Raw genomic sequence first — 22,146 nt, 5'->3', positions numbered from 1 at the left:
GCGCTGAATTCTCGCCGGGCTGGCCGCGCCAGCCTGCAAGCAAGAGCCAGCGCTCCATGAAACAGGGGTGCTCCTATGAAGAATCTGATGTCCACCGTGGCGTGGACCTGCCTTGCCGCCGCCATCGCTGGCCCGGCCTTCGCCGCTGACGCCGCCGCCGCGGACGTGGAGCTCGAAGGGGTCACCGTCACGGCGATGAAGACCGAGACCAATCTGCAGAAGACGCCGATCGCCATCTCCGTGATCAGCGGCCAGGCCATGGTCGACCGCCACGCCGGCAGCCTGATCAGCCTGCAGGACGGCGCCATTCCGTCGCTGCGGGTCGCCACCTTCGAAGCCCGCCAGTCGGCTCTGACCATCGGCATCCGCGGCATCGTCCCGTTCGACGCCAACCAGACCGCCCGCGACCAGGGCGTCGGCGTCTATATCGACGGCGTCTATCTCGGCCGCCAGCAGGGCCTGAACGCCGCCCTGTTCGACCTGGAGCGCGTCGAGGTTCTGCGCGGTCCGCAAGGCACGCTGTTCGGCCGTAACACCGAAGGCGGCGCGCTGAACATCGTCACCAAGGGCCCGACCGGCGTGTTCGGCGGCCGGATGACCGTCGGCGCCGGCAACTTCGGGGCCTACAACGCCGAACTTCACCAGGACTTCCAGGAATTCGCCGACACCTCGATCAAGGTCGACGGCCTGATCCAGCACCAGGGTCCGACCACGAAGAACCCGATGAGCGGCCAGGCGGGCTGGAACCAGTATGACCGCAAGGGCGCCCGCCTGACGGCGCTCTACAAGCCGACCGACGCCTTCAGCGCCGAAGTCTCGGGCGACTACGCCAAGGACGACAATACGCCGTTCTTCAGCCAGCTGGTCAGCTACAACCCCTATGGCAAGACCGTCCGCACCCTGGCCCAGGTCCAGGCCGGCCCGGCCAGCGCCCCGGCCGGGTTCATCAACCCGCTCTCCCCGCTGGTGAAGGTCCACACCGATCGCCAGACGGTCTCGGACATCGGCACGGTCCAGCAGCCCAGCGTCGACGAGACCGGCGGCCTCTCGGCGGTCCTGAAGTACAAGGTCTCGCCGGACCTGGAACTGCGCTCGATCACCGCCGCGCGCGCCGTCGCCGCCAACCAGTGGGACAATTCGGGCATCGAATCCCGCAACGTCTTCGCGCCGAACGCCAATTTCGGCCGCTACAGCCTGTCGGACCTCTATCAGCGCCAGATCAGCCAGGAATTCCAGGCGGTCGGCAATTTCAGCGACAGCTTCAAGTACGTCCTGGGCGCCTACTACTTCAAGGAACACGCCAAGGAATCGGCCGCGACGCCCTTCACCAACCAGTGGAACGCCGACGGCACCGCCTACACGATCCGGTCGTCCTACGGCACCTCGGCGGCCTCGGCCGCGACGGCGGGCTGGGAGCGCGGCACCCGGTTCATCACCCGCGCCTCCAAGGCTGATGCGACCAGCTACGCGGTCTATGGCCAGGGCACCTACACCCCGGCCGGGATGGAGAACCTCCACCTCACCGTGGGCGCCGCTTCACCAAGGACGAGCGCAGCGGCACGCTCTATACGGTCAACGGCAAGGCGACGAACTTCGTCTTCAACTATGACAAGAGCCGGTTCGATCCCCTGATCAACCTGTCCTACGACGCCTCGGACACCGTCAACCTCTACGCCAAGTACTCCACCGGCTACCGCGCCGGCGGCGCCAATGACCGGTCGTCCACCTTCCAGGCCTTCGACGCCGAAGAGGTCAAGGCCTACGAGGTCGGCGCCAAGATGGAGCTGCTGGAGCGTCGCCTGCGCGTGAACCTGGCGGCCTACGCCATGGACCGCACCAACACCCAGACCGACTTCGACAACGTCGACACCACCCCCGGCAGCCCGACCCAGGGCGCGCACACCGAGGAAACCCGCAACTCGCCGGGCACCTCCAAGATCCGGGGCTTTGAAGCCGACATCACCGCCGCGATCACCGACAACCTGCGCGCGGGCCTGTCCTACGCCTATACCGACGTGAAGATCCCGGCCGCACCGTTCCCCTTCACCGGCAACGCGGTCGTGCCGCAGGGCTCGCCCTTCCCGGTGAACGTGGTCTACACCCCGCCGAACGCGGCCTCGGCCTATGTCGATTACCAGGTCCCGTTCGGCAAGATGACCCTGAAGAGCCACCTGGACGCCAACTACGCCGACGCCCAGTACGCCTTCCAGGCCGAGTTCGCGGACGTCTCCCCGACCGCGGTCCTGACCAAGCAGGTGGCCGTGAAGACGGACTCCAGCTTCATCGTCAACGGCAACATCACGCTCGCCGACATCAACATGGGCAATGGCGACGCCACGGCTTCGATCTCGCTGTGGAGCCGGAACCTGCTGAACGAATCGCACATCTATCGGATCTCGGCCGCCAACCGCGGCACGATCGGCGACTATGCGAACTTCAATCCGCCCCGCACCTACGGCGTGGAACTGCGCGTGAAGTACTAGGCCTGGCGACAGACCTGAAATGAGGAAGGGCGGCTCCGCGAGGGGCCGCCCTTTTCCTTGCCGGCCGAGGCGCCGTCCAGGCGGTTGGGAAACTGTCACATAGATCGGGTCGAATTGTCACAATTGGCGGATATGGCTGCGCCCGAGACCTGCTGGGGCTGCGGCCCAAGTTCAATGTGGATGCGACACGATCCGTCAGGCCGCCCGGCCCGCCACGTGAGTTCAACCCGTTACCCCGTCGCGAGCAGCCAGGGTTTCCGGCCTGGCCCGTGACCACGAGGAGATTTTCCCCATGAAGACCCTGCCGACCAAGGCGCTCCTGGGCTGCGCCGCCGCCGCCGCGCTCTTGTCCACGGGCTCCAACGCCTGGGCCGCCCGCGACTATGTCTGGGCCGCCGGCTCCTCCACCGTGTTCCCCTTCGCCACCCGCGTGGCCGAGAACTACGCCAAGAAGACCGGCAAGAAGGCGCCGAAGATCGAAAGCCTCGGCACCGGCGGCGGCATCAAGCTGTTCTGCTCGGGCACCGGCGACGGCTTCCCCGACATCGCCAACGCCTCGCGGCCGATGAAGCGCTCCGAGTTCGACGCCTGCGCCGCCAAGGGCATCAAGGACATCGTCCAGATCAAGATCGGCTTCGACGGCATCGTCATCGCCACCGACAAGAACGGTGCGAACTACAACTTCAAGACCGAGGCCCTCTATCTCGGCCTGGCCGCCAAGACGCTGCGCGGCAATGATTTCGCGCCCAACACGACCAAGACCTGGAAGGACGTCGGCTACGGCCTGCCGGCCAACCCCATCCTCGTCTACGGCCCGCCGCCCTCGTCGGGCACCCGCGACGCCTTCATCGAACTGGCCATCGAGGCCGGGGCCCGCAAGTTCCCGGCCGCCGAGAAGGTCCACGCCGAGGACGAGAAGAAGTTCAAGGAACTGGTCGACCCGCTGCGCAAGGACGGCTGGGTGGACGCCGGCGAGAACGACAACGCCATCGTCCAGACCCTGACCAAGACCCCGGGCTCGATCGGCGTCTTCGGCTGGTCCTACCTCGAAGAGAACATGGACAAGATCAAGGGCGCCTCGGTCAATGGCGTGAAGCCGTCGCCCGTGACCGTCGCCAATGGCACCTATCCGCTGTCCCGCTCGCTCTTCATCTATGTGAAGAAGGCCAATATCGGGGTGACCCAGGGCCTGCAGGAGTTCGTCAACGAGTTCGTGTCCGACGCGGCGACCGGTCGTGGCGGCTATCTGCAGAGCCGTGGCCTGATCCCGCTGCCGGCGGCGATGCACGATTCCCAGAAGCAGCAGGCCAAGGCCCTGCCGAAGATGGCGCGTCCTGCCGCCTAATTCAGACGTGCGTGGGCCCGACAGCCCGCGTCCGAGGAGAGCGCCGCGGCCCCCAACGGGTCCGCGGCGATTTTCGTTCAGGGATCAGGCCGCTTCGGGGCGCCGGCGACGCACGCGGGCCAGGCGGCGCAGCTTGCGCCAGAAGCGGGTCTTCTCCGGTTCCGGATAGGGCTGCAGGTTGCGCACGAAATCCTCGGCGCAGGCGCGCCAGGAGAAGCCCTCGGCGAAGGCGCGAACCTTCTTGCGGTCCAGGCGCAGGGCCTCGAGGCAGGCCTCGCGCAGGCCCTCGGTCGCGCTGCCGGCCAGGACGCCGGCCCCGGAGTTAGGAATGATGTCGATGGGCCCCGGCGCCGGATAGGCGGCCACCGGCGTGCCGGCCGCCATGGCCTCCAGGATCACCAGGCCGAAGGTGTCGGTGAGCGAGGGGAAGACGAAGACGTCGGCGCAGGCGAAGTGGGCGGCGAGTTCGTCCCCGAACTTGGAGCCGGTGAAGCGCACGTTCGGGTACTTCTGCTCCAGCTCCTCCTTCTGCGGGCCGTCGCCGACCACGACCTTGGAGCCGGGCAGGTCGAGCCCGAGGAAGGCCTCGATGTTCTTCTCCACGGCCACCCGGCCGACCGACAGGAAGACCGGCTTGGGCAGGTCGGCGAAGATGTCGGGCTCGTCCTCGCGGCGGGGATGGAACTGGTCGGTGTCGACCCCGCGCGACCAGGCGGTGATGTTGCGGAAGCCGTGCTGAGCCAGCTCGTCGCGCATGGTGGGCGTGGCGACCATCAGGCGGCCCGACGGCTTGTGGAACCAGCGCATATAGGCGTAGCCGGCGGCCAGCGGCAGCGGCAGGCGGGCGGAGACATATTCCGGGAACCGCGTGTGATAGCTGGTCGTGAAGGGCAGCTTCCACTCCACGCAGATCCGGCGGGCGGCCAGGCCGATCGGGCCCTCGGTGGCGATGTGGATGGCCTCCGGCTCGAAGGCCTTGAAGCGTTCCTGCACCGGCTCATAGGCGCCCACGGCGACCTTGATCTCGGCATAGGTAGGCAGAGGGAAGGTCTTGAACTGGTCGGGGCTGATGACCTCGACCGTGTGGCCCATGGCCCGCATCTCGGAGATGACCTTGGTCAGGGTGCGCACCACGCCATTGACCTGGGGCTCCCAGGCGTCGGTGGCGACCAGGATGCGCATGGGCTTCTGGCCGTCATGGGCGGCCCGCACGGCGTCGCGCACCCGGGCCTTGGCCGGACGGGAAGGGGTGAGCGCCTGGGTCTGCAGCCAGGTCCAGAACGCCCCCATCAGGGCTTCGCGGGTCGGGAAGTGACGATAGACCGTACGTTCGCCGACGCCGGCCTCCTCGGCGATCTCGGCGAAGCTCAGCTCTTCCAGGGCGCCGGATTCCAGCTTGCGGCCGACCGCGTTCAGGATCTGATCGTGGGTCTCGGCTTTCTGGCGATCGCGCAGGGACGAGACGTACCGTGACGGCGGGATGGTCATGACAGTCAGCCTGTCGTCAATTCAACCGGGCTGTCAATGGCAAGCTCAGGCGATGACGGGCTCGGGCAGGGCCTCGGGCGCGTGCGCCGGCTCGACCAGCGTCCGGTCTATGGCCGACCAGTGCCGGAGCTTGGCCCATTCCAGGATCTCCAGGCGGCCGTCGGCGTGCTCGACCAGGGCCGAGCAGCTTTCGACCCAGTCGCCGTCATTGATATAGCTGATCCCGTCGATGTCGCGCATCTCGGCCTTGTGGATATGGCCGCAGATCACCCCGTCGACCCCGCGGCGCCGCGCCTCGTCGGCGACGGCCGCCTCGAAGTTCTCCACGAACTGCAGGGCGTTCTTGACCTTGGTCTTCAGGAAGGCCGAGAGGCTCCAATAGCCGAAGCCCATGCGCCGCCGCGCGCGGTTGAACAGGGTGTTGGCCGCGATCAGGGCCCGGTAGGCGTAGTCGCCCACAAAGGCCAGCCACCTGGCGTGCTGCACCACCCCGTCGAACTCGTCGCCGTGCAGGACCAGGAAGCGGCGGCCGTCGGCGGTTTCGTGGATGGCGTCGCGCGCCACCACCACCCCGCCGAAATGGACTCCGCAGAAGTCGCGGACCCGGTCATCGTGGTTGCCCGGCACATAGATGACGTTCACGCCCTTGCGGGCGAGGCGCAGGATCTTCTGGACCACGTCATTGTGGCTCTGCGGCCAGTGCCATCCCGAGCGCAGCTTCCAGCCGTCGATGATGTCGCCGACCAGGTACAGGGTGTCGCACTCGATATGGCGGATGAAGTCGAGCAACAGCTCGGCCTGACACCCTCGGGTGCCGAGGTGAACGTCGGAGATGAAGACCGTCCGATAACGGCGTAGCGCGAAATCGCCCACCCTGGCCTCCATGGCGCGCAGCAATATGCCCGCCCGATAGGCTGATTGCATGTCAGTCTCATGAAATCTGGGGGGGCTCTTTTGTCCCGGCGCCTTAAGGAGTAAGGGAAATCCAGGCCGACCCTCCCCAGGTCTCCCGTTTAATCAGGTCCCTATGGACGCCCGTACATATCCTGCGAAGGAGACGCCGAAGTCTCGGCGTACCCGCGCGCGTATTCTTGACGCCGCCATGCGGCTGTTCGCCGAGGCCGGCTACCACGCCGCGACCAACGCGATGATCGCCGACGCCGCCAATCTGACGCGCGGCGCGATGCTCTATCACTTCGCCAGCCGCGAGGAGCTGGTCGAGGCCGCCGTGACCTATATCGAGGTCGAGCGCGCCCGACTGTTCGAGCAGGCCGCCAGTCCGCCGGCGCCCGGCGTCGACGCCTCCGAGCACGCCATCGACGCCTATTGGTCCCTGCTGCACGAAATCCCGTTCGTCGCCTTCGCCGAGCTGGAGGCCGCGGCCCGCACCGACAAGATGCTGCGCGCCCGGCTCGCCTCGGCCCAGGCCGCCTTCGACCGGCTGCAGGTCGGCGACCGTTTCCTGGCTCTGGCCCAGGCCGGCGCCGATCCGCGCTTCCAGACCAGCCGCGACCTCGGCCGTTTCCTGCTCGAGGGCCTGGCCAAGGGCGCCATGACCTATGACGAGCCGGCCCGCAAGGAACGCCTGCTGACGGTGGTCAAGCGCGCCGTCCGGGTGCTGAACCGCAAGGGCGACGTGCAGGAGCTGTGGCCGGAATAATTCCTCCAGCCGCCCGGCGATCCGGCGAAGTTCTTGCGCGCTGCGCCCGGCCGGCGGGACATTCCTGCCGCCTGGCCCCTTGAAAGCCGTCCGAAACGCTGCTCATGCTCGCCGCTCGTGAGTGGGGGACGTCCGCATGAGCTTCATCACCCGGCGCAAGCCGATCACCGCGTCGCATCATGTGGAGGGCGAGCATCGCCTGAAGGCGACGCTCAGCTGGCCGCACCTGGTGGCCCTGGGCGTCGGTGCGATCATCGGCACGGGGATCTACACCCTGACCGGCATCGGCGCCGGTCTCGCCGGTCCCGCGGTGATCCTGTCCTTCGCCATCGCCGGCGCGGTCTGCGCCTTCGCCGCGCTCTGCTACGCCGAGATGGCGACGCTGCTGCCCCACGCCGGCAGCGCCTACACCTACAGCTATGCGGGCATGGGCGAGCTCACCGCCTGGATCATCGGCTGGAGCCTGATCCTCGAATACACCGTGGTCTGCTCGGCGGTGGCGGTCGGCTGGTCCGGCTACGCCCAGGGCTGGCTCGCCGCCCATGACTGGGGCCTACCCGCCGCCCTGGCCGGCGGCCCCGGCGCGGGCGGGATCATCAATCTGCCCGCCGTCCTGATCACCCTGCTGGTCACCGGCATGCTGATGGTCGGCACCCGGGAGAGCGCCACGGTCAATTTCATCCTGGTGATCATCAAGGTCGTGGCGCTCGCCGCCTTCGTGATTCTCACCCTGCCCAGCTTCAACGCCGCCCATTTCCACCCCTTCATGCCGTTCGGCTTCTCGGGCCATGTGGACGCCGACGGCACCAAGCGCGGGGTGATGGCGGCGGCCGCCCTGATCTTCTTCGCCTTCTACGGCTTCGACGCCATCTCCACCGCCGCGGAAGAGACCAAGAACCCGTCGCGCGACCTGACCATCGGCATCGTCGGCTCCATGGTGATCTGCACCGCCATCTACATGGTGGTGGCCGCCGCGGCCCTGGGCGCCTCGCCCTTCGACGTGTTCTCCAAGAGCGGCGAACCGCTCGCCTTCATCCTGCGGGAGCTGAAGCACCCGCTGACCGCCACCCTGATCGCCGGGGCGGCCATCGTCGCCCTGCCCACCGTGATCATGGTCTTCATGTTCGGCCAGAGCCGGGTGTTCTTCGCCATGGCCCGCGACGGCCTCCTGCCGCGCGGCCTGGCCTCGGTCAGCGCCCGGGGCGTGCCGGTGGCGGTGACCCTGTTCACCGGCGTGGTGGCCGCGGCCATCGCCGGCTTCTTCCCGCTGAAGATCATCGCCGAGCTGGCCAACGCCGGCACGCTCGCGGCCTTCATCGCCACCGCCATCGCCATGATGGTGCTGCGGGTCCAGGCCAAGGATCTGGAGCGCCCGTTCCGCACGCCGGTCTGGTGGCTGGTCGGGCCGCTGGCCGTGGCCGGCTGCCTCTATCTGTTCTGGAGCCTGCCCTTCCTGACCAAGAAGCTGTTCCTGGTCTGGAACCTGTTCGGGGTGGGGGTCTATCTGCTCTACGGCCGCAAGCACTCGCGCCTGGCGCCGGCGGAATAAGCCGCCCTATTCGGCGGGGGCGTCGCTGCCGGGCGGCCGCTCGGCCAGCTGGCGCAGATAGCGGCCATACTCGCTCTTGGCCTGGGCGCGGCCCAGATCGGCGAGCTGGGCCTGGTCGATCAGGCCCATGCGATAGGCCGCCTCTTCCAGGCAGCCGATCCTCAGGCCCTGGCGCTGCTCGATGGTGCGCACCAGTTCGCCAGCCTGGATCAGGCTGTCATGGGTGCCGGTATCGAGCCAGGCGAAGCCGCGACCCAGCAGTTCGACATTGAGCTGGCCCGCGTCCAGATAGACCTGGTTCAGCGCGGTGATCTCCAGCTCGCCGCGCTCGGACGGCTTGAGCGTCTTGGCGTATTCGCTGGCCTTGCCGTCATAGAAATAGAGGCCGGTCACCGCGAAATTGGACTTCGGCCGGGTCGGCTTCTCCTCGATGCTGAGCACCTTGCCGCCTTCGCCGAACTCGACGACGCCGTAACGCTCGGGGTCCTGGACCTGATAGCCGAACACCGTGGCGCCCTGCGCGCGAGCGTCGGCCGAGCGCAGCATCTGGCTGAAGTTCTGGCCGAAGAAGATGTTGTCGCCCAGGATCATGACGCTCGGCTCGCCGCCGACGAACTCCTCGCCGAGGATATAGGCCTGGGCCAGGCCGTCCGGGCTGGGCTGGACGATGTATTCGAACCTGACGCCGAGCTGGGAGCCGTCGCCCAGCAGGCGCTTGAAGCCCGGCTGATCCTCCGGCGTGGTGATGATCAGGATCTCTTGGGCGCCGGCCAGCAGCAGCACCGAGAGCGGATAATAGATCATCGGCTTGTCGTAGATCGGCAGGAGCTGCTTGGAGACGGCGAGCGTCAGGGGATGCAGCCGGGTGCCGGACCCGCCTGCGAGGACAATGCCGCGTCTCATGCGCTCACCTTGGCCGGGGCCAGTTGTTCGAGAGTGTCTTCCAGGGCCTCGCGCCAGGGGCGCAGCTCCAGGCCGAAGACCGATTTCAGGCGGGCCGTGTCCAGCACGCCGTTCAGCGCGCGTCGGGCCGGGGTCGGGAAGGTCGAGGTCGGCACCGGCTCCATGGCGGGCGCGGGCCGGTCGGGCCAGGCCAGCTCGAAGATCGCCTGGGCCATCTCATAGCGGCTGGCCTCGCCGGCGTTGACCAGGTGCAGCAGGCCCCATTCCGGCGCGCCGCGGGCGCGCGGGCCAGGCGCGGGGCCTGGCTGAGCAGGAAGGCGGCGACATCGGCGCTGGCGGTCGGCCGCGCCCGCTGGTCGTCCACCACCTTGAGCACCGGCTGGGTCGCGGCGAGCTTGAGCATCATCTGCAGGAAGTTCTGGCCATAGGCCGAGAACAGCCAGGACACCCGCGCCACCAGGGCCCGGTCGCAGGCCTCCAGCACCGCCATCTCGCCCACCAGCTTGGAGGCGCCGTAGACGTGCAGCGGAGCCGGCGCGTCGGTCTCGAGATAGGCGCCCGCCTTGGCGCCGGAGAACACCATGTCGGTGGAGATGTGGACCAGCGGCAGACGCCGCGCCTGGCAGGCGCGGGCGATGGCGGCGGGCGCGCGGGCGTTGACCGCATAGGCCAGGTCCGGCTCGCTCTCGGCCTTGTCCACGGCCGTATAGGCCGCCGCATTGATCACCAGGTCCAGGTCGCCGGCCTCGCCGACGGCGCGGGCGATGGCGTCCGCATCGGTCAGGTCGACCTCGGCGCGGCTGAGCGCGGTGATCTCCAGGCCGTCGCTGGCCAGGGCGAGCATCTCGCGGGCCAGCTGTCCGGTGGCGCCGAACTGCAGGACGCGAAAGGTCATACGGCGGCCAGGCCCAGGCGCTCGGAATGGAAGCCGCGGTCGCGGATGCCTTGCCACCAGTCACGGTTCTCGACGTACCAGCGGACCGTGTCCTCCAGCCCCTCGGCCAGCGGCGTCCTGGGCTCCCAGCCCAGTTCGGCCTTCAGCTTGGCGGCGTCGATGGAATAGCGGAAGTCGTGGCCCGGGCGGTCGGCGACGAACTCGATGCGGCTCTCGTGCTTCACATTGGACGGCGCCAGCTTGTCGAGGTGGGCGCAGAGGATCTTGATGACCTCGATATTGCGCAGGTTGGAGTCGCCGCCGATGCAGTAGGTCTCGCCCAGGCGGCCCTTCTGCAGGACGGTCAGCAGGGCGTCGGCGTGGTCGTCGACATGCAGCCAGTCGCGGACCTGGCGGCCGTCGCCATAGACCGGGATCGACTTGCCCTCCATGGCCCGCAAGACCACGGTCGGGATCAGCTTCTCGGGAAACTGGAACGGGCCGTAATTGTTGGCGCAGTTGGTGATCACCACCGGCAGCTTGAAAGTCCGACCCCAGGCGCGGACCAGATGGTCCGCCCCGGCCTTGGAGGCCGAATAGGGGGAATTGGGATCATAGGGGGTGTCTTCGGTGAAGGCCCCGTCCTCGCCCAGCGCCCCGAACACCTCGTCGGTGGAGACGTGGTGGAAGCGGAAGGCGGCCTTGCGGTCGGCCGGCAGGTCGGTCCAGTAGCCGCGGGCGGCCTCCAGCAGGACGGCGGTGCCCATCACATTGGTGCGCACGAAATCCAGTGGCCCGTCGATCGCACGATCGTTATGGCTCTCGGCGGCCAGGTGCATGACCGCGTCGGGCTGGTGGCGGGCGAAGATCGCCTTCACCGCGGCGGGATCGCAGATGTCGGCCTGTTCGAAGGCGTAGCGCGGGGAGCCCGCGACCTCGGCCACGTTCTCCAGGTTGGCCGAATAGGCCAGGACGTCCAGGTTCACGACGTCGAAGCCGTCGGCCACCGCCCGTCTCACGACCGCTGACCCGATGAAGCCGGCGCCGCCAGTGATCAGAACTTTCATGGGATCTTTCGTAAGCGAAGGCGGCGCGTTTGCCACATGATTTCCCGTTTCGGGGGGCATTAACAGGACTTGGCCTTGGGCTCAAATCCCCTGCGTCGTCCGCGCCTGAGGCGCTTTTTCGCAAGGCCCGCGCTTGAGACGCGGCGGGCGGCCCCCTAAACTTATCCCCGCACGGCCTTCGCATATTCGAAGGCGGCTGGCCGCGTCTCGGAAATTTCGCCGAAACACAGCGGGGCCAAGGGGTGGCGCGGCTGCGCGCCGTCGAGGGGATAGTTTGTGACTTCGCTGACCAAGGATGGGACGACAGGTCCCGCGCCCGCCGGCTTGCGGCCCGGCGGACCGGGGGGACGTCCCGGCGGCCGGCCGGATCTGACCACGGGCCCGATCGGCCCGACCCTGATCGCCTTCGCCCTGCCGGTGCTGGGCACCAATGTGCTGCAGTCGCTGAACGGGACCGCCAACGCCATCTGGGTCAGTCACGCCCTGGGCTCGGCGGCGCTGACCGCCACGACCAACGCCAACACCATCTTCTTCCTGATGCTGGGCTCGGTGTTCGGCATCACCATGGCCGCCAATCTCCTGATCGGTCAGGCGATCGGCGCCGGGGACCGGGCGCTGGCCAAGCGCGTGGTCGGCACGGCGATCATGTTCTTCCTGGCGGTGTCGCTGCTGGTCGGCCTGGTCGGCTACGTCTTCACGCCCGCGATCCTGACGGCCATGGAGACCCCGCCCGAGGCCAAGCGGGACGCCATCACCTATCTGCGGGTGATCTTCCTGGCGATCCCGTTCATGTACTTCTTCTCCTTCGTGCAGATGGCCCAGCGGGGGACCGGCGACAGCCGCACGCCCTTCTATTTCTCGCTGTTCGCCGTGGCCCTGGAGGTGTGCCTCAACCCCGTGCTGATCATGGGGCTCGGGCCGTTCCCGCGGATGGACATCGCTGGCTCCGCCACCGCCACCTTGGTCAGCCAGACCCTGACGCTCGGCCTGATCATCGCCTGGCTCTACCGCAAGGATTCCATCCTGGTGCTCAAGCGCCACGAGTGGGGGCTGCTCAAGCCGGACCTGGCCATCATGAAGAGCCTGGTCACCAAGGGCCTGCCCATGGGCCTGCAGATGTTCGTCATCTCGGGCGCCGCAGTGATCATGACCCGCTTCGTCAACAGCTACGGGACCGAGACGGCCGCCGCCTATGGCGCGGCGATCCAGCTGTGGACCTATGTCCAGATGCCGGCCATGGCGCTGGGCATGGCGGTCTCGTCCATGGCCGCCCAGAACGTGGGCGCGGGCCGCATGGACCGGGTCGACAAGGTGGCCGGCATCGGGGTCATGTACGCTGCGGTGCTGAGCGCCGTGCCGATCGCGATCATCTACATGATCGAGCCGCTGGTCCTGCGGATGTTCCTGCCCGCCGGCAGCCCGGCGATCCCGATCGCCATCCACATCAATTCGTTCGTGCTCTGGGGCTTCATCCCGTTCGGCATGAGCTTCATCCTGTCGGGGATCGTGCGGGCGACGGGGTCGGTGACGCCGCCGCTGATCGCCATGCTGATCTCGCTGTGGGTGATCCGCATCCCCTTCGCCATCAGCTTCAAGCCGATGCTGGGCGCCGACTCCATCTGGTGGGCGTTCCCGCTCGGCTCCATCGCCTCGCTGATCATGGCGGCGGCCTGGTTCCGTTGGGGGCCGTGGCGCAAGGCCAAGCTGCTGGACACCATTCCCCGCGGCGAGGCCCCCGACACCGGCATGGCGCACCATGGCGGCGTCGAGGAGACCGAGGCCGCCGAGGCGGTGCTGGTCAGCCTTAAGTCCGCGGATCCGTCAGCGCCGAATAGACCAGTGTCCGAAGCTCCCGCCGAATAGGATAGGTCGAGGACGGCAGGACCTGGGTCATGAAGACCACGGCGATGTCCTCGGCCGGATCGACCCAGAAGGCCGTCGAGGCCGCGCCGCCCCAATAGTATTCGCCGGGGCTGGACGGCAGCATGGCGGCCACCGGATCGAAGGTGACGGCGAAGCCCAGGCCGAAGCCGACGCCGGCGTTGGTGGCTTCCGAGAACAGCGAGCGCGACAGCTTGGTCAGGTCCTGGCCGCCCGGCAGGTGGTTCGAGGCCATCAGCTTGAGCGTCCGCGGCGCGATCAGCCGCACCCCGTCCAGCTGGCCGCCGCCGGCCAGCATCCGGCAGAAGCGCATATAGTCGTGGGCCGTCGAGACCAGGCCGCCGCCGCCCGAATGGAAGGTGGGCGCGGTGAGATAGGGGCTGGTGGTCGGATCGTCCTGCAGGGTCAGGCCGCCGGCCGGCGTGGCGTTGTAGCAGGCGGCGAAGCGGAGCTTCTGGTCCTCGCGCACCGAGAAGCTGGTGTCGGTCATGCCGAGCGGGGCGAAGATCTTCTCCTGCAGGAAGCTCTCGAAGCTCTGGCCGGAGATTCGCTGGACCAGGATCCCCAGGATGTCGGTGGAGATGGAGTAGTTCCAGGCCTCGCCCGGCGAGAACTCCAGGGGCAGCTTGGCGAGCTCGGCCACCACGCCGTCCATGTCCAGCGGGCCATGGGTGTCGGCGATCTTCAGCTTGCGATAGGCGGCGTCGACATTGGTGCGGCTCTGGAAGCCGTAGGTCAGGCCCGAGGTGTGCCGCAGGAGATCGACCATCTGCATGGGCCGCGCCGGCGGGGTCATCAGATAGGGCCCGGTCCCGGCCGAATAGACGCCCAGCGCCTTCCATTCCGGGATGAAGCGGCTCACCGGATCGTCCAGGGCCACCAGGCCCTCCTCGACCAGCATCATGAAGGCCAGGCTCGTGATCGGCTTGGTCATCGAATAGATGCGGAAGAGCGTGTCCTCCGCCGCCGGGGTCTTCCGCTCCAGGTCGGCGTGGCCGAGCACGGTCTGGTGGACCAGTTCGCCCCCGCGCGTGATCTGCACCTGGGCGCAGGGCAGGCGGCCCGCCTCGACATATTTCGCAGCCAGGAAGCGGTCGAGCTTGCGCAGGCGGTCGCTGGAGAAGCCGAGCGCTTCGGGCGTGGTCATGGGCGGATCCTCAAGGTCTGTTTCCGATCCCCACCGTGGCGGAAGCACGGGGCCGTGATCAAGCGCCAGCTTGCCGGCCGCCACACCGAACCCCCGATTCCGCGGAGTCCCTCGCTCCGCGCCAAACCTCGTTGCGTCGAGCGAAAGGGGATTCTATTGGTGTGATTGTCAGAAGCGGGAGGACGCAATCATGACCTATGCCAGCGGGCGCATCATCCACGACGCCGACAGCCATGTGATGGAGACGCGGGAGTGGCTGGAGCCCTTCATCGCGGACGCGGTGCGGGGCGCCCTGAAGCCGCTCTATGGTCGCGAACGCACCCGGATCGACGACCTGCTCGACGGCGCCAAGGCGCGGAAGTCGGATGCGGCGGCGATGGAGAAGGCCTTCGAGAATCCGATCGCCGGCCCCAAGGGCTGGGTCGCCGCCGGCGCCTTCGATCCGGAGGAGCGCAGGCAGGTGCTCGACCTGTTCGGCTTCGCCAGCCAGCTGGTGTTCGCGACGTCCTCGCTGCGCCCGGCCCTGTCGGCCAAGAGCGTCGAGGGGCTCTATGCCGGCGCGCGGGCGCACAATCTGGCCATGGCCGCCTTCTGCGACACCGACCCGCGCCTGATCGGCGTGGCCTATGTCCCGCTCGACGACGCCGCCCGGGCCATCGAGGAAACGGAGGTCGCCCTGGCCGCCGGGGCCGGCGCGATCTGGGTGTCGGCGGGCGCGGCGGGCGACAAGTCGCCGGGCCATCCCGACTTCGATCCGATCTGGGCCCGGCTGCAGGCGGCCGGCAAGCCCTTCGTCCTGCACATCGGACCGGGCACCCAGACCCAACCCAAGGCCTTCCAGAACAATGGCCGCGAACGGGCGCCGGACCTGCATGGCGGCGGCGAGAACCTGCGCTTCGCCGACTATGTGATGCTGGCCTATGCGCCGCAGATCTTCCTGACCGCCATGGTCTATGACGGGGTGTTCGAGCGCTTCCCGGACCTGAAGGGCGGCGTCATCGAGGCCGGCGCCGGCTGGGCGCCGGAGTTCCTGCGCGAGCTGGACCTCGGCTTCAAGAGCTTCGGCCGCACCGATCCCTATCTGAAGGCCATGGCCCTGAAGCCGTCGGAGTACATCCGCCGCGCCGTGAAGTTCACCCCGTTCCCGGGCGAGGACGTCGGCCGGATGATCAAGGACGGCGGGGCCGACCTGTTCATGTTCTCCAGCGACTACCCGCACCCCGAGGGCACCAACGACCCCCTCGGTCGCTTCGAGCGGACCATGGGCGACCTCGACGAGGACGCGAAGGACCGGTTCTACCGCCGCAACTTCGAGGAGATGATGTGCCTGAGGGCGCTCGCCCCGGCCTGAGACGCGTCGCCACCCCTGACTGCGCCCCGGAGCCCGGCTCCGGGGCGCTTCTTTGTCCGCGCGCCAACCCCCTTCGTGACGGCCGCGTTTCGCCGTATGACGCCCCTCGGACACGAGAGGGCAGGTCTTGGCGCAGGGTTCGCGACTGCCGGCGGAGGCCCGGCGGCGGCAGATCATCGAGGCCGCCGCGCGCCTGGTGCTGGAACAGGGCTATCCGCCCCTGGCCCCGGGGCGGATCGCCGAGGCCGTGGGCGTCAGCAAGGCGCTGATCTATGGCTATTTCCCCGACCAGCACGCGCTCTTCAACGCCCTGCTGGCGCGCGAATTCGCGGCCCTGGACGCGGCGGGCCTCGAGGCGGCCTCACAGGCGACGACGCTCGATGCGGCCGCCCTGGGCTGTGCGGAGCTCTATTTCCGCCATGTCTGCGACCACGGGCCGGTGATCCATGTGGTGCTGCGCGACATCTTCATGGCCCGCCGCCTGGACCCCGGGCTCGCCGCCGTCCGGGACCGTGTGGTCCGTCGCCTGGCGCGCCTGGTCCGCCGCGAACTCCACCTGCCGCCGGACGAGGCGGTGGCCGCCATCACCCTGGCGACCACCATCCCCGAGGACGCCGGTCGCCTGGTCTGGCAGGGGGATCTTGCGCCGGAGAGCGGCCTTGAGCTCTGCCGCCGGCTGACCGCCGCGGCGATCCTCGCCCTGCGTCCCGACTAGGTCGCCTCCTCGCCAGGCGGCGGACGATAGGCCCGGGCCAGGGCGCGGTTGCCGGCCGTGACCATGGCCAGGGTGAGGCGTTCGACGCTTTCGAGACTGAGCTTGCCCGCCGCCAGCAGGCGACCGGCGCGGCGGGTGAGGGCGGTCAGCACCGCCGTCGATCCATAGGCCAGATCCGGCGGCAGGCCGTATTGCTGCTCCAGATCGGCGGCGACCCGCCGGGTGTCCCAGCGCCGCCGCACCTGGCGTTCGGCCTTGAGACCCTCCCGGACCTCGGCGCTCTGGGTCAGCATCTGGATCAGCACGCCGCGCTGGGCCGCCTCGCGCAGATAGGTGACGGTGGACAGGGTGACGCGGGTGTAGCGGTCATGGCCCCGGCTGAGCTCGGCGCGGCGGTGGGTCTCCATGGCGTGCAGCTCGCGCCGCGCCAGGGCCAGCAGCAGGTCGCCGCGGCGGTGGAAATAGTTGTGGGCCTGGGCCTCGCTGACCCCCACCTTGCGCGCCACCGCCTTCATGGTCGCCGCCGGCAGGCCCTCCGCCGCGATCAGCTCGGCCGCCGCGTCGATCAGCTGCTCCCGGCGCGCCTCGGGCGAATAGCGCGTGCGACGGCGGCGGGACGGCGCGCGGTCGGCGGAGATGATGATCGCCTCCTCGGCGCCGGGCGGTCCGGGCGGCAGGGGCGGGGGCGGATCCGCGCGGCCAGCCCGGACCTTCGCCCAGTGGCCGCGGGGCGGATAGGGGATCAGCAGGCGGTCGCAGATCTTGCCGAGGCCGCTGGCCGAAAGCCCCAGCTCGCGGGCCGCGGTCGCCAGCGGCCGCGCCCAAACCCTGTCATAAAGGGTCTGACGGGACAGGGGCGGGGCGTCGGTCATACGGCCATACTAGACCGGCTCGGCGGTGCGGGGCGACCTCTCTCTAGTGGTGTGAAGGTCAGGAGCTGCGCAAATTGGCGGCTTCACCAGGGGCCGACGAAGAATTTTCCGCCATTCCCCTGCTGTCCGACGTTGCGTAATGCAAACGGCCGTTTGATAATGTCGCCAGAGCCGCCGCCCTAAGGGGTTGTCGGATCGCAGCTTTTTACCTTTCGTGCGCCCGCGCACATACTCACATTTCGAAAACAAGCCCGCGACACGGCGGGTGCATGGGAGGCCGCAAATGGCTTGGGACTTTGAAACCGATCCGGAATTCCAGAAGAAGCTCGACTGGATCGAGGACTTCATGCGCGAGGAGGTCGAGCCGATCAGCCATCTGGGCATGGCGGTCCATGGCTCGGTCGGGCGCGAGAAGTTCATCAAGCCGCTGCAGCAGAAGGTGAAAGATCAGGGCCTGTGGGCCTGTCACCTGGGCCCCGAACTGGGCGGCCAGGGCTATGGCCAGCTCAAGCTCGGCCTGATGAACGAGAAGCTGGGCCGCAACAACCTGGCCCCCACCGTGTTCGGCTGCCAGGCGCCGGACACCGGCAACGCCGAGATCATCGCCCACTACGGCACCGACAAGCAGAAGGAGCAGTACCTCTGGCCGCTGCTGAACGGCGAGATCCGCTCGGCCTTCTCGATGTCGGAACCTACGGGCGGTTCGGACCCGCTCACCTTCAAGACCCGTGCGGTGCTTGACGGCAATGAGTGGGTGATCAACGGCGAGAAGTGGTACTCGACCAACGCCCGCTACGCCAAGGTGCTGGTCGTCTATGCGATCACCGATCCGGACGCCAAGGACCCCTATAAGCGGACTTCGATCTTCCTGGTGCCCACCGACACCCCCGGCGTCGAGATCGTCCGCAACGTGGCGGTCGGCGGCGGCGGCGAGATCGGCGGCGGCAACGAAGGCTATATGCGCTACACCAATGTGCGGGTGCCCTATGACGCCCTGCTCGGCGAGCGCGGCGCGGCCTTTATCATCGCCCAGGTCCGCCTGGGCGGCGGTCGCGTCCACCACGCCATGCGCACGGTCGGCGCCTGCAAGCACGCCCTGGACCTGATGTGCAAGCGCGCGGTCTCGCGCACCACCCGAGAGGGCCGGCTCGCCGACCTGCAGATGGTCCAGGCCGACATCGCCGACAGCTGGATCGCGCTGGAGCAGTTTCGCCTGCTGGTCCTGCGCACCGCCTGGCTGATCGACAAGCACAAGGACTACAACCTAGTGCGCAAGGACATCGCCGCGATCAAGGTGGCCATGCCCAAGGTCTATAACGACATCGCGACCAAGGCCGCGCACCTGCACGGAGCGCTGGGGGTCTCCAACGAGATGCCCTTCATGCACATGGTCACCAGTTCGCTGGTCATGGGCATCGCCGACGGGCCGACCGAAGTTCACAAGGTGACGGTCGCCAAGCAGGTGCTGAAGGACTACCGGCCCGACAACGACCTATTCCCGAACTACCACATCCCGCGTCTGCGCGAGGACGCCCAGGCCAAGTACGCCGACGAACTGGCCGAGCTGAAGGAAGAGTACGCCAAGCGTGGCGTGGGCCGGGGCGCCAAGGCCGAGGCCTGACAAATTGACCCCCCGACGGAGGTGTCCTATTTTTAGGACATCTCCGTCCCGAGGCGTTCACGCCATGACTCCTGAGGATCTGTCCGAAAAGGGCCGCGTGCTTCATGGCGCGCGTTGGCAGACCGCGCTCGCGCGGGACCTGAGCGTCACCGACCGGACCATGCGCCGGTGGCTCGCGGGGCAGTCGCCGATCCCGGACATGGTCGAGGCGAAGGTTCAGGGCCTGTTGGCGCGCCGCATGAGCGAGCTTCGCGGCATGAGCGAAGAGCGTCCGGAGGTGGTGTTCGAGCACCGCCCGCATGATCCCGCAGAGCGCTTGAAGCTGATCGAGGCCATCAGAGCCTCGGCCCGGACCAAGATTCTGCCGGGACCGGACGCCGCGCATGCGGCGGACTTCCTCTACGATGAAAACGGCTTGCCCAAGTGATCTGCATCGACAGTTCCGCCCTGCTGGCGGTTCTCCTCGACGAGCCTGAAGCCGACGCCTGCGCCGCGATCCTTGGACGAGATGGGCCCTTCATCATCTCGGCGGCGACCCTCGCCGAAGTGCTGATCGTCGCTGATGGTCGGGGGCTGGGCGATGAAATGTCGCGTCTTGTCGAGGGGCTGAGGCTGCAGGTGATCGACCTGGACCAGCCCGCCGCGATCAGGGTGGCGCAGGCCTATCGCCGATGGGGCAAGGGGCGGCATCCGGCGCGGCTCAACTACGGCGACTGTTTCGCCTATGCCTTGGCGGCCCACCTCGATTGTCCGCTGTTGTTCGTCGGCGATGACTTCGCCAAGACTGATCTGAAGAGCGCGCTTTAGCGCTTCCGCCGCACTCATTCGTTTGTCCATTTTCGAGCAGGATCACCCATGAGCCAAGACGCCGCCTGGCCCGTCATGACCATCGCCGAGGCCCACGCCCGGCTCACCGCCCCCGGCGAGAAGTTCGAGATCGAGGTCCGCGACATTCGCGGGATCCCGACCCGCACCTGGAAGAACGCCCCGCCCACCCTGCGCGACGTGTTCCTGAACGGCCGCAGCTTCGGCGAGCGCGAGTTCATGGTGCTAGAGGACGACCGGGCGACCTTTGAGGCCTTCGCCCGCGCCACCCTGACCCTGGCCCACCAGCTGCAGGCCGATGGCGTGGGCAAGGGCGACCGGGTCGCGGTGATCATGCGCAACCTGCCGGAATTCCCCGTGGCCTTCTTCGCCGCCGCCCTGGTCGGCGCGATCGTCACCCCGCTGAACGCCTGGTGGACCGGGCCGGAGCTGGAATACGGCCTGGCCGATTCCGGGACCAAGGTCGCCCTGGTCGACGGCGAGCGGCTGGAGCGCCTGGCCGGCCATCTGCAGAATTGTCCCGACCTTGTGCGGGTCTACGCCGCGCGGATGGAGGGGGCGCCCAGCGACCCCCTGGTCCGCCGCCTTGAGGACGTGATCGGGCCGGTGAACAGCTGGCGCGCGCTCGCCGACCTGCCCCTGCCGCAGGTGGATCTGGAGCCCGAGGACGACGCCACCATCTTCTACACCTCCGGCACCACCGGTAAGCCCAAGGGGGCGCTGGGCACCCACCGCAACATCGTCTCCAACATCATGGCCAGCGGCATCGCCGCCCAGCGCAACTTCCTGCGCCGCGGCGAGGCGCCGCCGGAGGATGACCCGCACAAGCTGCCCCAGCGCGTGACCCTGCTGGTGGTGCCGCTGTTCCACGCCACCGGCTGCCACGCGACCCTGTCCCCGGCGGTGAACGCCGGCGGCAAGCTGGTCTTCATGCGGCGCTGGGAGCCGGAGGAGGGCATGCGGCTGATCGAGCGGGAGAAGGTGGGCTCCACCGGCGGGGTGCCGACCATCGCCTGGCAGCTGATCGAGCATCCGGCGCGCGCGAAGTACGACCTGTCCTCCCTGACCAGCGTCACCTATGGCGGGGCGCCTTCGGCCCCCGAACTGGTCCGCAAGATCGTCGAGACCTTCCCCGGCTCCCTGCCGGGCAACGGCTGGGGCATGACCGAGACCTCGGCCACCTTCTCCTCCCACCTGGGCAAGGACTATGAGGTCCGCCCGGACTCCTGCGGCCCCGCGGCGCCCACGGGCGAGATGCGGATCATGAACCTGGAGGGGACGGAAGAGCTGCCGATCGGCGAGGTGGGCGAGCTGTGGGTCAAGGGCCCGAACGTGGTCAAGCTCTACTGGAACAAGCCCGAGGCCACGGCCGAGACCTTCCGCGACGGCTGGCTGCGCACCGGCGACCTGGCCCGGCTCGACGAGGAGGGCTTCTGCTTCATCATCGACCGGGCCAAGGACATGCTGATCCGCGGCGGCGAAAACATCTACTGTGTCGAAGTCGAGAATGTGCTGTACGACCACCCAGACGTCATGGACGCCGCTCTGGTCGGCGTTCCCCACAAGACGCTCGGTGAGGAACCGGCGGCCGTGGTGCATCTGAAACCGGGCGGCGCGGCCACCGAGGCCGAGCTCCAGGCGTGGGTGCGCGCGCGGCTGGCGGCGTTCAAGGTTCCGGTCAAGGTCGTGTTCTGGCCCGAGACCCTGCCGCGCAACGCCAACGGCAAGATCCTCAAGACCGAGCTGAAGAAGGTGTTCGAGGCCTAGGATGAGTTCGACCGCGCGCAGGCCCAGGATCGTCGGGATCGGTGGCACCATCCGGCCAGGATCCTCCACGGAACGGGCCCTCGCGGTCTCGCTGAAGGCGGCGGAGGCCGGCGGCGCCGAGACGCTGCTGCTGGGCGGGGATTTCCTCGCCCGCCTGCCGATCTTCAATCCCTCCACCGTCGAGACCTCGGACGAGCAGAAGGCCCTGGCCGAGGCGTGCGCACCGCCGATGGCATCATCGTGGCCAGCCCCGGCTATCACGGCTCGATCTCGGGCATCGTGAAGAACGCGCTGGACACCCTGGAGTCCCTGAACAAGGACGCCCGGCCCTATTTCACCGACCGGGCGGTGGGCTGCATCATCACCGCCGACGGCTGGCAGGCGGCCGGTACGGCATTGACCACGCTGCGATCGGTCATACATGCGCTGAGGGGCTGGCCGACGCCCTATGGCGCGGCCTTCAACGCCAGTTCCAGCGCTTTTGGTCCCGACGGACTGCCCGTCGATCCCAAGGACGCCTGGCAACTGGCCACGGTGGGCGAGCAGGTGCTGGAATTCGCCCGGATGCAGTTGGCCGCCCGGGCCCCGGCGGAATGAC

The 22,146-nt window shown here is 68.2% G+C and carries 20 protein-coding genes and 3 pseudogenes; 14 read left to right on the top strand and 9 right to left on the bottom strand.

Going from position 1 to position 22,146, the window contains the following annotated elements; all coding sequences use genetic code 11:
* Nucleotides 1-75 precede the first annotated feature (75 nt).
* The 3 genes and pseudogenes from MQH10_RS06000 (at nucleotide 76) to MQH10_RS05990 (ending at nucleotide 3,828) form a co-directional block, all read left to right on the top strand.
* A complete protein-coding gene (locus MQH10_RS06000; protein ID WP_336605047.1) occupies nucleotides 76-1,632 on the top strand; it encodes a TonB-dependent receptor in 1,557 nt (518 codons plus the stop codon).
* Nucleotides 1,605-2,483 (top strand): annotated as a pseudogene (locus tag MQH10_RS05995) (TonB-dependent receptor domain-containing protein); the annotation flags it as partial. The gene MQH10_RS06000 and the pseudogene MQH10_RS05995, both read left to right, overlap by 28 nt.
* Before the next feature lie 292 nt (nucleotides 2,484-2,775).
* Entirely contained in the window at nucleotides 2,776-3,828 is a 1,053-nt protein-coding gene (locus MQH10_RS05990; RefSeq protein WP_242563157.1) for a substrate-binding domain-containing protein, read from the top strand.
* A gap of 84 nt (nucleotides 3,829-3,912) precedes the next feature.
* Here MQH10_RS05990 and MQH10_RS05985 read toward each other — a convergent pair whose 3' ends face one another.
* The 3 genes and pseudogenes from MQH10_RS05985 to MQH10_RS05975 all read right to left on the bottom strand — a co-directional run bounded on the left by MQH10_RS05985 (nucleotide 3,913) and on the right by MQH10_RS05975 (nucleotide 6,201).
* Complete coding sequence (locus tag MQH10_RS05985; protein ID WP_242563172.1) at nucleotides 3,913-5,010, bottom strand: glycosyltransferase family 4 protein; 1,098 nt, start codon at nucleotides 5,008-5,010, stop codon at nucleotides 3,913-3,915.
* A 111-nt stretch (nucleotides 5,011-5,121) separates the two neighbouring features.
* A pseudogene (locus MQH10_RS05980) lies at nucleotides 5,122-5,316 on the bottom strand (TetR/AcrR family transcriptional regulator); the annotation flags it as partial.
* Between the two features lie 45 nt (nucleotides 5,317-5,361).
* Complete coding sequence (locus MQH10_RS05975) at nucleotides 5,362-6,201, bottom strand: UDP-2,3-diacylglucosamine diphosphatase (RefSeq protein ID WP_242563171.1); 840 nt, start codon at nucleotides 6,199-6,201, stop codon at nucleotides 5,362-5,364.
* 142 nt (nucleotides 6,202-6,343) lie between these two features.
* Between MQH10_RS05975 and MQH10_RS05970 the strand changes: the two genes are divergently transcribed.
* Nucleotides 6,344-6,976, top strand: a complete 633-nt coding sequence (locus MQH10_RS05970) for a TetR/AcrR family transcriptional regulator (protein WP_272886749.1) — start codon at nucleotides 6,344-6,346, stop codon at nucleotides 6,974-6,976.
* Between the two features lie 136 nt (nucleotides 6,977-7,112).
* Nucleotides 7,113-8,525, top strand: a complete 1,413-nt coding sequence (locus MQH10_RS05965; RefSeq protein WP_242563155.1) for an amino acid permease — start codon at nucleotides 7,113-7,115, stop codon at nucleotides 8,523-8,525.
* A gap of 6 nt (nucleotides 8,526-8,531) precedes the next feature.
* Here the strand turns inward: MQH10_RS05965 and rfbA are convergent, their stop codons facing one another.
* From rfbA to rfbB, 4 genes and pseudogenes are all read right to left on the bottom strand, one after another.
* Nucleotides 8,532-9,428 (bottom strand): glucose-1-phosphate thymidylyltransferase RfbA, encoded by an 897-nt coding sequence (gene rfbA / locus MQH10_RS05960; protein ID WP_242563154.1) that lies wholly within the window; start codon nucleotides 9,426-9,428, stop codon nucleotides 8,532-8,534.
* Nucleotides 9,425-9,676 (bottom strand): sugar nucleotide-binding protein, encoded by a 252-nt coding sequence (locus MQH10_RS26290; protein WP_419720755.1) that lies wholly within the window; start codon nucleotides 9,674-9,676, stop codon nucleotides 9,425-9,427. The genes rfbA and MQH10_RS26290 overlap by 4 nt, the downstream gene beginning before the upstream one ends.
* Before the next feature lie 98 nt (nucleotides 9,677-9,774).
* Nucleotides 9,775-10,272 (bottom strand): annotated as a pseudogene (locus MQH10_RS27030) (SDR family oxidoreductase); the annotation flags it as partial.
* Between the two features lie 47 nt (nucleotides 10,273-10,319).
* Nucleotides 10,320-11,369, bottom strand: coding sequence for a dTDP-glucose 4,6-dehydratase (rfbB, locus tag MQH10_RS05950; RefSeq protein WP_242563153.1), 1,050 nt, complete (start codon nucleotides 11,367-11,369; stop codon nucleotides 10,320-10,322).
* A 276-nt stretch (nucleotides 11,370-11,645) separates the two neighbouring features.
* On the opposite strand from rfbB, the gene MQH10_RS05945 reads away from it, so the two are divergent.
* Entirely contained in the window at nucleotides 11,646-13,232 is a 1,587-nt protein-coding gene (locus MQH10_RS05945; RefSeq protein WP_242563152.1) for an MATE family efflux transporter, read from the top strand.
* Here MQH10_RS05945 and MQH10_RS05940 read toward each other — a convergent pair.
* Complete coding sequence (locus tag MQH10_RS05940; RefSeq protein ID WP_242563151.1) at nucleotides 13,174-14,397, bottom strand: serine hydrolase domain-containing protein; 1,224 nt, start codon at nucleotides 14,395-14,397, stop codon at nucleotides 13,174-13,176. The genes MQH10_RS05945 and MQH10_RS05940 overlap by 59 nt on opposite strands.
* Nucleotides 14,398-14,587: 190 nt before the next feature.
* On the opposite strand from MQH10_RS05940, the gene MQH10_RS05935 reads away from it, so the two are divergent.
* Both MQH10_RS05935 and MQH10_RS05930 read left to right on the top strand, forming a co-directional pair.
* Complete coding sequence (locus MQH10_RS05935; protein WP_242563150.1) at nucleotides 14,588-15,748, top strand: amidohydrolase family protein; 1,161 nt, start codon at nucleotides 14,588-14,590, stop codon at nucleotides 15,746-15,748.
* Nucleotides 15,749-15,875: 127 nt separating this feature from the next.
* Nucleotides 15,876-16,463, top strand: coding sequence for a TetR/AcrR family transcriptional regulator (locus MQH10_RS05930; RefSeq protein WP_242563149.1), 588 nt, complete (start codon nucleotides 15,876-15,878; stop codon nucleotides 16,461-16,463).
* Here the strand turns inward: MQH10_RS05930 and MQH10_RS05925 are convergent.
* Nucleotides 16,460-17,335 carry a TetR/AcrR family transcriptional regulator gene (locus tag MQH10_RS05925; RefSeq protein WP_242563148.1) on the bottom strand — a complete coding sequence of 292 codons (876 nt, stop codon included), beginning with the start codon at nucleotides 17,333-17,335 and terminating at the stop codon, nucleotides 16,460-16,462. The two genes, MQH10_RS05930 and MQH10_RS05925, sit on opposite strands and share 4 nt — an antisense overlap.
* 283 nt (nucleotides 17,336-17,618) lie before the next feature.
* Between MQH10_RS05925 and MQH10_RS05920 the strand changes: the two genes are divergently transcribed.
* The 6 genes from MQH10_RS05920 (at nucleotide 17,619) to MQH10_RS05895 (ending at nucleotide 22,145) form a co-directional block, all read left to right on the top strand.
* Nucleotides 17,619-18,956 (top strand): acyl-CoA dehydrogenase family protein, encoded by a 1,338-nt coding sequence (locus MQH10_RS05920; protein ID WP_242563147.1) that lies wholly within the window; start codon nucleotides 17,619-17,621, stop codon nucleotides 18,954-18,956.
* Nucleotides 18,957-19,020: 64 nt separating this feature from the next.
* On the top strand, nucleotides 19,021-19,383 hold the full coding sequence (locus MQH10_RS05915) for a helix-turn-helix domain-containing protein (protein ID WP_242563146.1): 363 nt from the start codon (nucleotides 19,021-19,023) through the stop codon (nucleotides 19,381-19,383).
* Nucleotides 19,380-19,763, top strand: coding sequence for a type II toxin-antitoxin system VapC family toxin (locus MQH10_RS05910; RefSeq protein WP_242563145.1), 384 nt, complete (start codon nucleotides 19,380-19,382; stop codon nucleotides 19,761-19,763). The genes MQH10_RS05915 and MQH10_RS05910 overlap by 4 nt, the downstream gene beginning before the upstream one ends.
* Before the next feature lie 48 nt (nucleotides 19,764-19,811).
* On the top strand, nucleotides 19,812-21,548 hold the full coding sequence (locus MQH10_RS05905; RefSeq protein ID WP_242563144.1) for a class I adenylate-forming enzyme family protein: 1,737 nt from the start codon (nucleotides 19,812-19,814) through the stop codon (nucleotides 21,546-21,548).
* Nucleotide 21,549: 1 nt separating this feature from the next.
* Entirely contained in the window at nucleotides 21,550-21,831 is a 282-nt protein-coding gene (locus tag MQH10_RS05900; RefSeq protein ID WP_242563143.1) for an NADPH-dependent FMN reductase family protein, read from the top strand.
* Complete coding sequence (locus MQH10_RS05895; protein ID WP_242563142.1) at nucleotides 21,765-22,145, top strand: NADPH-dependent FMN reductase; 381 nt, start codon at nucleotides 21,765-21,767, stop codon at nucleotides 22,143-22,145. Before MQH10_RS05900 ends, MQH10_RS05895 begins: the two co-directional genes overlap by 67 nt.
* Nucleotide 22,146 lies beyond the last annotated feature (1 nt).

The organism is Phenylobacterium aquaticum, from assembly GCF_022695515.1.
Lineage (GTDB): Bacteria > Pseudomonadota > Alphaproteobacteria > Caulobacterales > Caulobacteraceae > Phenylobacterium > Phenylobacterium aquaticum.
The sequence above is the reverse complement of the archived record's forward strand: the minus strand, read 5'-3'. Positions and strand labels throughout refer to the sequence as shown.